The sequence below is a fragment of the Sorangium sp. So ce119 genome, from assembly GCF_051524405.1.
Lineage (GTDB): Bacteria > Myxococcota_A > Polyangia > Polyangiales > Polyangiaceae > Sorangium > Sorangium cellulosum_G.
This window is the reverse complement of sequence record NZ_CP150310.1, coordinates 9,818,548-9,831,124: the sequence shown is the minus strand read 5'-3', so window position 1 is coordinate 9,831,124 and position 12,577 is coordinate 9,818,548. Positions and strand designations below refer to the sequence as shown.

The following is a 12,577-nucleotide window of genomic DNA, read 5'->3' as shown; positions in this document are numbered from 1 at the left end:
GCCCTCACTCCTCGCCCAGCTCGGCCCTGAGCCGCCCGAGCGCGCGGCTGACCCGCTTCCGCGCCGTCGCCTCGTCGATCCCGCACGCGATGGCCACCTCCTTGAAGGAGAGCCCCGCCTCGAACCGCAGCACCACCGCCTCGCGCTCGCTCGGCTTGAGCCGCGCGAGCGCCGCGCGGGCGCGCTCGGCCCGCTCCCGCTCCAGCGCGATGTCGCTCGCGTCGGGCCGCGGCCGGGTGTCGTGCACCAGGCGCAGCCGCGCCTCCCGCCGCGCCTTGAGCTCCGTGTGACGCCCGCACAGGCGCCGCGCGATCCCGAAGAGCCAGGCCCGCACGCTCCCCTCGGCGCGGTACTGGGGGAACGCGTCGAACGCCGCGAGCAGCGTCTCCTGCACCAGCTCCTCGCTCTCGGCCTGCGATCCCGTGAACGCCATGCACAGCCGGCCCAGCGGCATCGCGTACGCCCTGGCGCACCGCGACAGCGCTTCCCGGAAGTCGCCTGCCCCGATCAGCCCCTCGATCGCCCGCGCCTCGTCGGCCCGCGCGTCTTCCCCCGACCCCACGAGCGCTAACCCAGCTGCCATCGCTGCCTCATCGCCGGCCATGTGTCCGCGTCCCCCGGGTTCGTGACCGGATTTCTTCTTCGCCCCCGCCCCCCGGCGGCATCCGGTGCCCGATCCCACAGTACAGGCGGGTCCGGCCTTTGCCTTTTGCAATACGATCCCAGCCGCAGCAGAATCGGCAGTCGCCTCAGGAGCCGCGCTTATGAATGAGACAAGCCCGTCTGAGCTCGCGAAGGCACTCGCGCCCGGAGATGCCGGACCGAGCGCGCCCGTTGACACCTCGCCTGTGAAGCGATGGAGACGGTCCCTCGCGTTCGCCCTTGCCCTGTCCGTCGCGGGCGCGCTCTCGTCGTCCGCGGCGCGCGCGCAGGAAGCGGGGGAACCGGACGAGGAGGCGCAGGAGGCCGAGGCCGAGGCCCCGCCGCCCGCCCCGAAGGCGCGCAGGAAGGTGATCCCGGCGCGTGCCGACGTGGGCGGGAAGGACCGCAAGGCGGCCCCCCCGGACGCCGAACAGAAGAGGGGCCCGGCCGAGAAGGACAAGGCGGAGCGCCCCGTCGAGGAGCGCGCCGCGCGCGGCGTGGCGATCATCGAGCGAGGCGGGCAGGTGCTCGGCCTCGGCGCGGTGCTCGCGGGCGACGGGCGCATCCTCACGGCGCTCTCGCCGCTCGGCGCGGGCAACGATCTGTCGGCGCGCCTCGCCGACGGGACCACCGTGCGGGTGAAGCTCGGTCACCACGACCGGGTGTGGGACCTCGCGCTGCTCGTGCCGCAGACCGGCCGGTGGACCGAGGGGCTCACCGCCTCGTCGCGCGATCCGGTGCGCGCGGACGCGCAGATCCGCTCGTTCTCGGCCGCCCGCGGCAAGGTCGCGGCCGTCCCGCTCGTGCTGCGATCGCGCAAGACGCTGATCGGCGGCGACGACCGGCAGCTCGACAGCGCGATCGAGCTCGGGTCGCGCGTCTCGCCGATGGATCTCGGCGCGCCGATCGTCGACGAGGACGGCCGGGTCGTCGCGATCCTCGGCCGCGGCTGCGCCCCGAACGAGGGCAAGCCCTGCACGCCGGTCGCTTACGGCGCGCCGATCAGCGCGATCCGGGGCTTCCTTCGCGCGGTGCCGGCGACGGCGGTCCAGCCCGCGGCGTGGCTCGGGATCCAGGGGGTGAGCGAGGCCTCGCCGGTCGCGAAGGGGGTCCGGGTCACCGTCGTCCACCCCGAGAGCCCCGCGGACGAGGCCCGCTTGCAGGGCGGCGATCGCGCCGCGAGCGACATGATCCTCGCCGTCGACGGCGTGCCCGTCACCAGCCCCGAGGCGCTCTCCGACGCGATCCGCACGCACGCGGTCGGCGAGAAGGTGCCGCTGCTGCTGCTCAGCCGCGGCAAGTACCGGCAGGTCACGGTCCTGCTCCGCGCCGCGCCGGATCCGAAGGCCGCCGCGGCGAAGAAGCCCGCGCCCGAGGCCGAGCTCCCGCCGCCGAGCTCGAGCGGCAAAGCCACCGAAGAGTACCGCAAGTAAGCGAAAAATGATGGGGGCCCGCGCGCGGATTCTATAAGCTCGGCCCTCGGGCGCGATCCGGTTGACACTCCGTCAACCAAACCTCCAGGATCGGGCTTGAGCGGCTCGGTCTGGCGCGCTCGCGGTTCTCATTCAGCCTCGCGCCTCGCGCGGGGCCTTCGATCGGGTGATCCGTGTCCCAAACGTTTCGAATCGAGGTGGCCGGCGAGACGAACGTCGGGCGCAAGCGCAACCACAACGAGGACAACTTCGGCATCATGGTGGAGTACGGCCTCTTCATGGTCGCCGATGGGATGGGCGGGCATGCGTCCGGCGAGGTCGCGTCGAAGATGGCTGTCGACGCGATGCAGGATTTCTTCGCGCAGACGCAGGACGACCCCGAGCGCACCTGGCCCTACAAGATGGACCGGTCCAAGGGCTACGAGGAAAACCGCCTGATCACCGGCATCAAGCTCGCGAACCTGCGTATCTACGAGACGGCGCAGCGCGAGGCGAAGAAGCGGGGAATGGGGACGACGTTCGTCGGCATCTTCACGGCGAACGACGGCGTCTACGTCGCCCACGTCGGCGACAGCCGGGTCTACCGCTTCCGCGAGGGCCGGCTCGAGATGCTCACCGAGGACCACTCGCTGCTCAACGACTACATCAAGATGAAGCGGCTCACGCCGGAGGAGATCGCGAACTTCCCGCACAAGAACGTGATTGTGCGCGCGCTCGGCATGAAGGATACGGTCAAGGTCGACACCCGCTTCGAGGTGCCGCAGCTCAACGACCTTTACGTCCTCTGCTCCGACGGCCTCTCCGGCCCGGTGAGCGACCACGAGATGGCCCAGATCCTGTCGGACCACCAGGACATCCAGGTCGCGACCTCGAAGCTCATCGAGCGCGCGAACGAGAACGGCGGCCCCGACAACGTCACGTGCGTCCTCGTCCGCTGGACGCAGTGAGCGACGGGCACCCGCACAGGAGACGGGCCCACCTCGACGTTTTCGGTGCTCGGCGTACCGGAGTACGCCTGCGCGCCGAAAACGCCGATCTGGGCCCGTCTCCTGTGCGGGTGACCGCCGCTCGGCGACCGCCGCTCCGGGGGGAGCGCCGGTCAGGGTAGTGCGCCGCCGCTCCAGGGGACGAGGACGAGGAAGACGAAGGCGATGAGGGCGAGCATGAACAGGCTCGTCATCAGGTAGGTCGAGCGCGGCGAACGCGCGGTGCTCCAGCCGTCGCCGTAGAACTTCCCGCGAGAGCGCGTGCGGATGCGCTGCTGCACGCCGCGGAGCAGGCTCGGCGGGGCCGCGGGGGGCGCGCGCATGGCGCCGCGGACCAGCTCGCGCAGATCGACCTCGTCGACGAGCGGCAGATCGCCGTCGTCGGGCAGATCGCCGTCATCGGGGAGGTCGCCGTCGTCGGGCAGGTCACCGTCGTCGGGCAGGTCGCGCGGCGGAGCAGCGGCGTGCGGCGCGGCGTCGCGCGATCGCTCCAGGGGCGGCGTCGTGGGACGGCTGCCGCTCTCCACGCCGGGAGCGGCCGGATCATCGGCTTGCCCCGTGCGCCTGGGGTCGTCCGATCCGCTCATTTGCCGCCCCTCATCTTCTCGCCCATCACCTTCTCGACCAGCGCGCGGAGCTGCCCGCGCGCGCGATGGATCCGGCTCTTCACCGTCCCGTCCGGCAGCCCCGTCACCGAGGCGATCTCCTCGTAGGACATGTCCTCGACGTCGCGAAGGATGAGCGCCTCCCGGAACTCGGGATCGAGCTGCCCGATGGCGCGCTTCACGACCGCCTCGAGCTGCATCCCCTCCACGAGCTCGTCGGGGCGGCTCACGTCGCCGACGCTCACGCCCTTGGCGGCCGACAGCGGCACCCGCTCGACCATGGCGTCGACGTCGTCCTGGGCGCCCGCGTGGCGCCGCGAGAGGTACTTCGTCCGGTTCTTACAGAGGTTCACGGCGATGCGGTAGATCCAGGTCGAGAGCTTCGACTCGCCGCGGAACTGGTCGATCGCCTTGAAGACCTGCACGAAGACCTCCTGGGACAGGTCCTCGGCCTCGTCACGCCGGCCGAGCATGCGGTAGACGAGCGCGAACACGCGGCGCTCGTACAGGACCACGAGCTCGTTGAACGCGCTCTCGTCGCGCGCGACGAGCCGCGCGATGAACTGGGACTCGGTCGCGTCGAGCGGCGCCGCGAGCTCCCGCTCGGGCTCCACGGCCGCATGGATCGGCGCGCCGCGCCCGCGGTCCACGTCCGCGCGGGCCGGAGCGACGCGCCCGCGGTCCCCGTCTGCGCGGGCCGGTACCGCTCGCCCGCGCTCCACGTCCGCGCGGGCCGGGGCGCCGCGCCGGCGGTCCGCATCTGCATGGGCCGGTACGCCGCGCTCGCGGTCGTCCCCTTCATCGCTCGCCACGCCGTCCGGTCCTCCAGGATGCAGGGCCTCGCCCCCGCCGCGCGGCAGGCGCGGAGCCCTCGGTGAGACCACGGTAAACAACCCCGGCGCGGCCGCGCCAGACAATAGCGAGCAGGCAACGGCGCCCGTGACGCCCGCGACGCGGCGCGACCGCGCCGGAGGCGCTCCCGTGCGCTCGATGGAGACCACCCGCCACGATCCCCCTCAGAGAGCGCGGGCGCTCATTGGTTCCGGCGCGTGGATTCGAACCACGATTAGGGGATTCAAAGTCCCCCGTCCTGCCCTTGAACGACGCCGGAGTGCCGCGGGATCGGAGCTGACCGCCGCGCGGCGCGCACCTTAGCGCGAGTCGCGCTCGATCGCACCCGTCCCGACCCATGAGCCGGGGCCGCGACCCGGATAGCTGATGCCGCGCGCGGTGTCCGCCTCGGATCGACCTCGCCGCAGGCGGACCTGCCCGCGCTCGCGGCGACCCACGGGCGCCGGCTTCGCGCCGGCCGCCGCCGGAGCCTTCCCCGCGCGGTGGACCGGCGGCGCGGGCGCGCCGGGATCCTCGGCCGAGGCTGCGCCCTCGAGCACGGAGGTCGCCTGGGCCGCGGCGGGGAGGGCGGCGGCGGCGGGATGACCCGCAGCGCCGGCCGTCCCGGCGAGCTCCGGGACGGGGAGGACGACCTGGGCGGCGGCCGCCGCGACGCCGTGCGCGACGCCGAGGTGCGCCGCCGGCGGGGCCGCGGCCTTGGCGGGCGCGCGCGCGGGGCCGAGCGCGCTCAGCACGGAGAGGCCCAGCGCGAGCACGACGGCCGCGCTGCCCGCGGCGAGCGAGACCGCGCTGCGGGAAGCGCGGGCCCGCCGCGCGAGCCGCGACCAGGTGCCCGACGCCCGCCCGCGCGCCGCCTGGGCCGCGTCGCGCGCGCCGCGCGCCGGACCGAGGTTCGCGGCGCTGAGCCGCGGGCCCACGGCGCTCGGGAGCGTGTCGGGCGCGGACGAGGGGATCGCCGGAAAGCAGGACGGGATCTCGAGGGAGATCGGCGGCGAGGGCATCTCGCGCTCCGCCGTGGGCTCGGCCAGCGGGAACGGGCCGAGCACGAAGGAGTCCGCGCGCTCGTCGCGGGCCCCGGCGGGGCCGCCCTGGTGGAAGCGGGGCGCGACGGACCTGAGGTCGTCGGGCGTCAGCGCGAAGCTGAGCGGGCCGGTGGACTCGGGGCCGTCGCCCGCGGCGGAGACGGCGGGCGCCTCGTCGCGCGGGGGCGGCCGCGAGATCGTCCAGCCGAGCGCCTTCACCTCGCCGGCGGGCGTCCAGCACTCGAGGCCCTCGCGCCACACGCGCGTGCTGTGCGGGAGCTCTCCCTCCTCGAGCGCGCGCCACAGCGCGACCGTGGTCATCGCCTCGAGGTGGTCGCCGTGGTCGACGCACCAGGGCCTCGACTCCGGCGGTCCCTCCACGCTGCCCGTGTCCGAGCTGAACGGCATCGTGGGGGCGCTGCAGAGGCTGAGCTGCCCCTGCTTGCGCGCCTCCACGCCGCTCGGCGCCGGCACCCCGTCGCAAAGCCCCTCCACCTTGTACGCCGCGCTCGGGCCCATCGGTGTCTCCCTAGCGAGCCGCGGCGACCCATCCGAAACTTCCGGGTGCACCACCGCTGCTCTCGTGCGTCGGTAGCGGATGCTGGCGCGGTGGGCCAAGAAAGTGCGGGACAGCGCCAGGCGCCCGCGCCCGCCGAGCCCGGCCGGCGGTCGATGCGGCGGTGTTTGCTGCGGCGGGAGGCGCGCGCGGCGCGGTGGGCCGCGCCGCTGCGCCTGCGGTGGGCGGCTTCGCTGCGTGTGCAGCGCGGTCGTCCGCGCCTGTCGGCGCCGGCGGTCAGAGGTCCGTGTAGTTGTCGGAGAACATCGCGCGCTGGCCGAGGAAGCTGATCTCGAGCATGCCGCCGACGTCCGTCTCGCCGGTCGAGCGCCGGATCACGCTGAGCGCCGGCATCAGCCGGATGAGCCCGCGGTACTTGGTCCCTTCCGGCGCGCGCGCCAGCGTCACGTAGACCGGGGCGCGCACGTTGACGCCGACGTCGGCGGGCGCCTCGTCGTTGAGCGCGACGGCGACGCGCGCGCCGATCGCCGCGCGGAACGTGGCGTTCGCCACCTTGTCGACGAGGCCGGCGTGCGCCGTGATCGTGAGCTCCTGGCTCCGGGCCGGCGCGCCGAGCACCTCGCGCCGGCAGCGGTTCGCCGGGGCGTACTCGGTGGACTGGGTGACCGGATCGACGCCGCGGACGACGTCGCCCACGGGCTCGCACCAGTCGAGCGTGTCCGTCGACGCGGTCCAGCGCGAGTCGAACGCGATCTGCCCCTCGAGCGTCGGCGCGAGCTTCTTCCCGCCCTGGCCGACGTAGACCGCCGCCGCGCCGACGCTCCAGGGCACGGCGACGAGCTCGCGCGGCACGAAGGTGGGCGGCAGGCTCTCGTCGCGCCGCTCGGGGCCGGGGCCGAGATAGCTGAACCGCGTGCGGCCGACCTTGCCGCCGACGTAGAGGATCAGCGGCGGATACGCCGAGCTGCCCTCGCCCTCGAAGTCGAGGCGCGCGAACGACGCGGACAGGCGCAGGCTGCCGACGGGCGCCTGGGCCGTCTCGCCGGCGCTCGAGAGGCCGATCAGCGTGGCCAGCCCGCTGTCGGTCGCCACCTCGGCCTGGAGGACGGTGCTCACGTCCCACGCCGTCGGATCCGTCACCTCGCCGAACCCGGCCAGCACACCGAAGCCGACGCGCGCGAGCGCCGTGCCGTCGGAGGCGCCCGTTATCTCGGCAGGGACGAGATAGACCAGCTCGCGGCCCGTGGCCGCCGGCGAGATGGGCGCGCCGGCGACGGGGGCGATCGGGGCGATCGGCGCGTTCGAGGCGCCCGGCGCGACCGGCGAGATGGCGCGGCCCGGCTGCGCGGGCGCCGCGGCCGCGCCGGCGTCCGGCGCCGGGGCCACGGGCTGGAGGGGCGCGGCGCCGGGCGGCACGGGCGCCGCCGGGGAGGCGGGCGCGACGGGCGCTGCGGGCGGGGCGGGCGGCGCGCCCGGCGGCGCCGGATCCGACGGCGGCGGCGCGCTCTGGGCGAGGGCGGGCGAGGTCAGCGAGAGCGAGAGCAGCGCCGCGGTGGGCAGGAGCAGCAGCGATCGTTTCATGGCGTCACCGTGAACTTGAACGTGAGGTGCTCGGCGCCGCTCGACGTGTCGTATTCCGCGCGCGTGCTCTGGTTCGTCTTGGGGTCGAAGGCGAAGACCTGGAACTTCCCGCTGCCGTTCCGGACCCTGAAGCGGAATACGTAGTTGCCGGGCTCCAGATCGAACTCGGGAAAGACCGTGTTGCGGATCGAGAACGGCCGCACGCCAGCCGGATCCATGTCCGGTGGGGGGTCCTCGAACAGGTAGCCGACCGCGCTGAGGTGGTACTCGTCGCTGTGGAGCTTGAGCTTGATCCTCTTCATGGGCGATCGCGATCCTCTCACACGCGCGCGGCACGGTACAGCGGCTGAACGGCGCGCGACGTCCTCACCAGGGGATCGGCTGTCGCTGCTGGAACGACCCGCCGGGCCGCCGTGCCGGCGCGCTCGGCCGGCGCCTCGGGGCGGGCGCCGCGCGCGACGTTGACGCCTCCTCCCGCCGCGCGGCGGCCGACTGGGCCGGGCCCGGACCGTGGGGGGCAGAAGGGACGGCGACGTCCCGTCGCGCCCTGCTGATGCAGCGCGGCAGCGCCGGGACGCCGAGGTGCGGGGTTCCTCGAGCTTGTCAGGCGCCGCCGCGGAGCGCCGCGTCCCCGGAGCTCGTCCCTAGCTCCGGGATGGGATGGGAAGAGAAGAGTTTGAACCACAGAGGCACAGAGGGCACAGAGGGGAGAGTGAAGAGAGATTTTTGTTCTCTCTCCTCTGTGCCCTCTGTGCCCTCTGTGCCCTCTGTGGTTCGTTCTCTCATGAACCGGGGACGCGCCTGGGCGAGGCGGTGGTCGCGCCCTTCTACGATGCGAACACCAGAGCGGGGGCGCGAGGTGCGGCGTGTGCGGGATGCCGGTCGTCAGCAGCGGCCGCAGGTCCTGTTGCAGTGCCCTTGCATCCAGGGTTCGTTGCACTTGCCCCAGCTTGCCTGTTGAGCACAGGTGTACTGGCTGTCAGGCGGCGTATCATTGCACGTCCCGCCGCCGGTGGTGGTCGTGGTCCCGCCGCCGGTGGTTGTGCTGCTGCTTCCGCCGCCGAGCTCGCCGTAACCCGCCGAGTCGTCGGTCTCGCACGCGTGCCGCGCCGCGCGCCCAGGTCGCAGTTGCCTTCAACATAAGTGCATGTCCTCCAAGCGAGCATAGCCACCCGACACGGCTGGCTGGTGCTGCCAGCGAGCACGCGGTGGACCATTGCGCTGCGGCGCTCGGTTGGTTGACGAAGTTTGATGAGATTACCGGCGGTTACACGACGACTGGAACCATCTTCGAGGATCTTTGCCCCTGTCGCTGAGCTTAATCGGTTCATCTTGGGGAACGTTGATCCACCAGCCTGCGTTCGCGTTTCGCGCGCAGGACCCGACCTCGGCCGCCGAGCGCATGCAGGAGCGCTCACACGAATCCACGGCAAGCCTCTTGCCCCCTGGCGCGGCGGCCGCCACGCTCGCCGCATGAGCCGCCGCTTCAATACGGCCGGTCCCTGCCGCCCGGACCTGCACTACATGGCGCCTGCGGCGCAGCGCCTGCCCCGCTTCGAGGAGGTGCTCACCCCGTCAGGCCGCCGGGTCACGGTCCTCCGCGCCTGACAAGGCCTGACGGAAAGACGCTTCCAGCCGCGTTGCCAGCCGCCAAGGGCGGCGCAACGCGCGCGCCGTCACCGCCGCACGACGAACATCGCGGCGAAATACCCGTCCGTGCCGTGCACGTGCGGCAGCAGCCGGAACGCGTCGCCGCCGGCCGCGAGCTCCCGCGCGATCTCCGCGTCGAACGGCGCCGGCTCCAGGCGGACGCCGAGGTCGTCCTCCGCCGGGGCCGCGAGCCGCGCGGCCACCGCCTCGCACTCCTCGCGCAGCACGCTGCACACGGCGAACACGAGCCGGCCGCCGTCCCGGGCGCGCGTCGCGGCGCGGCGCGCGATCGCGACCTGCAGGTCGGCGAGGCGCGGGAGGTCGTCCGCCTCGCGCCGGAGCGCGATCTCGGGGCGCCGCCGCAGCGTGCCGACCCCGGAGCAGGGGGCGTCGACGAGCACGCGGTCGTAGCCCTCGGGGACGTCGCCCGCGCCCACCGTCCAGTCCACGGCGTACGTCTCGCGGACGAACGCCGCGGCCCGCGCCAGCCCGCCGCCGCCCGCGCCGGCCAGCGCGTCGCCGCCCTCCGCGCCCGCGCCCTCCGAGCTCGCCGGCGGCGCGCTCAGCGCCGCGCGGAGCTGCGAGAGCTTCGCGGGGTACAGGTCCGCCGCGTCCACCGCGCCGCCGGGGAGCACCGCGCGCGACAGGAGCCACGACTTGTTGCCCCGGCCGGCGCACGCGTCGAGCACCCGCTCGCCGGGCCGCGCGCCGAGCGCGAACGCGAGCGCCTGCGCGCCCTCCTCCTGGCCGATCCACGCGGCGCCGAAGCCGGGCAGCCGCCGGAGATCGCCCGCGCCGCGCGCGACGATCGCGCGCGGCGAGACGCGACCCGCCTCGAAGGACGCGGACGGCGCGGCGGCCCGCAGCGCGTCGAGCCACGCGTCGCGGTCCTCGCCGGGCGCGAGGCACAGGCCGGTCGGCGGCGGCACCGGGCCGGCCGACAGGAAGGCCTCGGCCGCAGCCCGGCCGAGCGAGCGGCGCAGGGCGCCCCGGAGCCACCCCGGCGCGGACGCCACCACCGCGCCCGCGAGCGGCGGGCGACCACCGGCCTCCACCGCGGCCGCAACCTTCCGCAGCACCGCGTTCGCGAACGCGCCGACGCGAGGACCGCCGGCCGCCTGCGCGCCGTCCACCGCCTCCGAGACGGCCGCGAACGGCGGGACCCGATCGAGGAAGCACAGCGAGTACGCGCCCATCAGCACGTGCGCGCGCACCAGCGGATCGGCGGTCCAGCGACCCTTCGCGGCGAGCTCGGCGATGCGCGCCTCGAGCGCCCCCTGCGCGCGCAGGACGCCGTAGACGAGCTCCGTCGCCAGGCCGACGTCCCGCGGGTCCAGCGCCGGCGCCCGGCGCAGCTCGGCGTCGAGGGCCGCCGAGGCGAAGGCGTCCGAGCCCCACACCCGCGCGAGCACCCGCGCCGCCACCGCGCGCGGCGCGCTCTCCCGCTGCCGCGGCGGAGCGCCCGCGTCGGGCCTCGCAGTGCCCGCGTCGCCCCCGGCACCGCCCGCGTCGCCGCCGGCGCCGCCCCTGCCGCCCTTCGCCCGGTCAGCCAACGAGCTCCTTGAATTGCCCCTGGATCACATCCCAGCGGCGCTCGACGTCGTTCTTGAAGGCGATGCCCATCAGGCCGATGAGCACCACCAGCCCGACCAGGCTCGCGATCTCGCGGACGCGCAGCGGCAGCGGGCGCCGCAGCACGGCCTCGAACGTGAAGAACAGGAGGTGACCGCCGTCGAGCACAGGGATGGGCAGCAGGTTGATGAGCCCAAGGTTGATCGAGATCACCGCCATCGCCCAGACGAAATAGCTGACCCCCTTCGCGCCCTCCTCGCCGATCACGTCGTACACCGTGATGGGGCCGCCCAGCGTGGAGATGCTGACCTTGCCCTCCATGATGCGGACGATCCCGACCACGATGAACCGGATGACGTCGTACGTCTCGTCGACCGCGCTCTCCAGGGCGAACTGGAAGGCGGACGGGCTGTCGACGTAAGGCTCGGCCACCATCGGCGACCAGTTCGAGGCGCGCAGGTAGAAGCGCGGGCGGTGCTGGCCGTACTCGTCGATCCAGTCCTCGCGGCGGAGCTCGATCGTGCCGCTCTTGCGCTGGCCCGATCGCTGCCAGGTGATGACGTGCGGCCGGTCGGGCGCCGCGAACAGCCGCTCGACGAACGTCGACCAGGCGGTGACCTCGACGCCATCGACCTCGGTGATGCGATCGCCCGGCCGCAGCTCGGCGTCCCACTCGGCCGAGCCCTCGGGCACCTCCGCCACGTAGAGATCGGCCGGCTCGATGCCGGTCCGCGCGAGCAGGTCGCCGTTGCCCGTCTCCGGGGTCAGCGCGGCGACGCCCGACTCGTAGACCGCCATCTCGGCCAGCCCGCCGAGCGCGCGCGACACAGGGACCGGCCGCAGGTACGTGACCGGCACCGTGGCGCCGCGGCTCTCCTCGAGCGCGATCTCCAGGTCGGCGAAGGTCTTCACGGGCGTGCCGCGCACCTCCGTCACCACGTCGAACGTGCGCAACCCCGCGCGGAACGCGGGCGAGTCGGGCCGCGAGACGCCGACAACGGCGGCAGGGCGGCTCGGCTTGATGCCGATCTCGCCCACCCGGTCGACGATCTCCAGCGGCTTCTGGACGAGCTTCTCCTCCGGGACGACCGTGACCTCGACGTGCTCCTTGTTGCGGAACACCTTGAGCCGGAGCTCCTGGTTGGGGCTCTTGGTCACGATGCGGTGGAGCTCGGCGAAGGTGCTGACCCGCTCGCCGTCCACCTCGAGGATGCGATCGCCCGGGACGAGCCGGCCCTCGGCCGGGTGCCCCGGCAGGACCACGCCGACCGTGGGCGGGACGAAGCGGGTCTCGCCGATGAAGACCGCGAAGTAGAGCAGCACCGGGAAGAGCACGTTCATCGCCGGGCCGGACATGACGATGATCACGCGCTTCCAGAGCGCCTGGGACTCGAAGGTGCGCTTGCGATCCTCGGGGAGCACGGCCTCCTGCCGGTTCTCCTCGAGCATCTTCACGAAGCCGCCGAGGGGCAGGAGGGCGATGCAGTACTCCGTCTCACGGCCCCGAAGGCGCAGCACCCGGGGACCGAAGCCGATCGAGAAGGTGAGGACCTTCACGCCGAAGATCTTCGCGCACACGAAGTGGCCGAGCTCGTGCACGAAGATGAGCACGGAGCAGAGCAGCGCGAAATACAGGAGGTCCACGGCGGGGCCTGTCTTTACGCGAGGCCGGGCGCGGTGGCCACTGGCACGGCGCGGAGGCGCGACGGTCCCGGGC

The 12,577-nt window shown here is 73.7% G+C and carries 12 protein-coding genes and 1 tRNA gene; 4 read left to right on the top strand and 9 right to left on the bottom strand.

Annotation, left to right across the window (positions count from 1 at the left end; all coding sequences use genetic code 11):
- Positions 1-4: 4 nt before the first annotated feature.
- Entirely contained in the window at positions 5-583 is a 579-nt protein-coding gene (locus WME76_RS37130; protein ID WP_061618155.1) for an RNA polymerase sigma factor, read from the bottom strand.
- A 265-nt stretch (positions 584-848) separates the two neighbouring features.
- On the opposite strand from WME76_RS37130, the gene WME76_RS37125 reads away from it, so the two are divergent.
- Positions 849-2,075, top strand: a complete 1,227-nt coding sequence (locus tag WME76_RS37125) for a S1C family serine protease (RefSeq protein WP_437956918.1) — start codon at positions 849-851, stop codon at positions 2,073-2,075.
- Positions 2,076-2,248: 173 nt separating this feature from the next.
- Positions 2,249-3,022, top strand: coding sequence for a Stp1/IreP family PP2C-type Ser/Thr phosphatase (locus WME76_RS37120; protein ID WP_061612734.1), 774 nt, complete (start codon positions 2,249-2,251; stop codon positions 3,020-3,022).
- Positions 3,023-3,174: 152 nt separating this feature from the next.
- Here the strand turns inward: WME76_RS37120 and WME76_RS37115 are convergent, their stop codons facing one another.
- Both WME76_RS37115 and WME76_RS37110 read right to left on the bottom strand, forming a co-directional pair.
- Positions 3,175-3,648 carry a hypothetical protein gene (locus WME76_RS37115; RefSeq protein ID WP_437956917.1) on the bottom strand — a complete coding sequence of 158 codons (474 nt, stop codon included), beginning with the start codon at positions 3,646-3,648 and terminating at the stop codon, positions 3,175-3,177.
- Positions 3,645-4,280, bottom strand: coding sequence for a sigma-70 family RNA polymerase sigma factor (locus WME76_RS37110; protein WP_437956916.1), 636 nt, complete (start codon positions 4,278-4,280; stop codon positions 3,645-3,647). Before WME76_RS37110 ends, WME76_RS37115 begins: the two co-directional genes overlap by 4 nt.
- A 6-nt stretch (positions 4,281-4,286) precedes the next feature.
- On the opposite strand from WME76_RS37110, the gene WME76_RS37105 reads away from it, so the two are divergent.
- A complete protein-coding gene (locus tag WME76_RS37105) occupies positions 4,287-4,544 on the top strand; it encodes a hypothetical protein (RefSeq protein ID WP_437956915.1) in 258 nt (85 codons plus the stop codon).
- 159 nt (positions 4,545-4,703) lie between these two features.
- Here WME76_RS37105 and WME76_RS37100 read toward each other — a convergent pair.
- From WME76_RS37100 to WME76_RS37085, 4 genes are all read right to left on the bottom strand, one after another.
- Positions 4,704-4,777: transfer RNA gene (locus WME76_RS37100), tRNA-Gln, on the bottom strand.
- Between the two features lie 40 nt (positions 4,778-4,817).
- Positions 4,818-6,059 (bottom strand): DUF4339 domain-containing protein, encoded by a 1,242-nt coding sequence (locus WME76_RS37095; protein WP_437956914.1) that lies wholly within the window; start codon positions 6,057-6,059, stop codon positions 4,818-4,820.
- Positions 6,060-6,333: 274 nt separating this feature from the next.
- Positions 6,334-7,638 (bottom strand): hypothetical protein, encoded by a 1,305-nt coding sequence (locus WME76_RS37090; RefSeq protein WP_437956913.1) that lies wholly within the window; start codon positions 7,636-7,638, stop codon positions 6,334-6,336.
- Positions 7,635-7,940, bottom strand: a complete 306-nt coding sequence (locus tag WME76_RS37085; protein WP_437956912.1) for a hypothetical protein — start codon at positions 7,938-7,940, stop codon at positions 7,635-7,637. The genes WME76_RS37090 and WME76_RS37085 overlap by 4 nt, the downstream gene beginning before the upstream one ends.
- Before the next feature lie 1,171 nt (positions 7,941-9,111).
- Between WME76_RS37085 and WME76_RS37080 the strand changes: the two genes are divergently transcribed.
- The gene (locus tag WME76_RS37080) at positions 9,112-9,246 is read left to right on the top strand and encodes a hypothetical protein (RefSeq protein ID WP_437956911.1); all 135 of its coding nucleotides are present in this window, start codon (positions 9,112-9,114) and stop codon (positions 9,244-9,246) included.
- Positions 9,247-9,314: 68 nt separating this feature from the next.
- On the opposite strand, the gene WME76_RS37075 is transcribed toward WME76_RS37080, so the two are convergent.
- Both WME76_RS37075 and rseP read right to left on the bottom strand, forming a co-directional pair.
- Positions 9,315-10,841 (bottom strand): RsmB/NOP family class I SAM-dependent RNA methyltransferase, encoded by a 1,527-nt coding sequence (locus WME76_RS37075; protein WP_437956910.1) that lies wholly within the window; start codon positions 10,839-10,841, stop codon positions 9,315-9,317.
- Positions 10,834-12,504, bottom strand: coding sequence for an RIP metalloprotease RseP (gene rseP, locus WME76_RS37070; protein WP_437956909.1), 1,671 nt, complete (start codon positions 12,502-12,504; stop codon positions 10,834-10,836). The genes WME76_RS37075 and rseP overlap by 8 nt, the downstream gene beginning before the upstream one ends.
- Between the last annotated feature and the right edge of the window lie 73 nt (positions 12,505-12,577).

Coding starts and splice junctions, on each gene's coding strand:
- WME76_RS37130 (WP_061618155.1), bottom strand. CDS start 583: ATGGCAGCTGGGTTAGCGCTCGTGGGGTCGGGGGAAGACGCGCGGGCC.
- WME76_RS37105 (WP_437956915.1), top strand. CDS start 4,287: ATGGATCGGCGCGCCGCGCCCGCGGTCCACGTCCGCGCGGGCCGGAGC.
- WME76_RS37090 (WP_437956913.1), bottom strand. CDS start 7,638: ATGAAACGATCGCTGCTGCTCCTGCCCACCGCGGCGCTGCTCTCGCTC.
- WME76_RS37115 (WP_437956917.1), bottom strand. CDS start 3,648: ATGAGCGGATCGGACGACCCCAGGCGCACGGGGCAAGCCGATGATCCG.
- WME76_RS37080 (WP_437956911.1), top strand. CDS start 9,112: ATGAGCCGCCGCTTCAATACGGCCGGTCCCTGCCGCCCGGACCTGCAC.
- WME76_RS37095 (WP_437956914.1), bottom strand. CDS start 6,059: ATGGGCCCGAGCGCGGCGTACAAGGTGGAGGGGCTTTGCGACGGGGTG.
- WME76_RS37085 (WP_437956912.1), bottom strand. CDS start 7,940: ATGAAGAGGATCAAGCTCAAGCTCCACAGCGACGAGTACCACCTCAGC.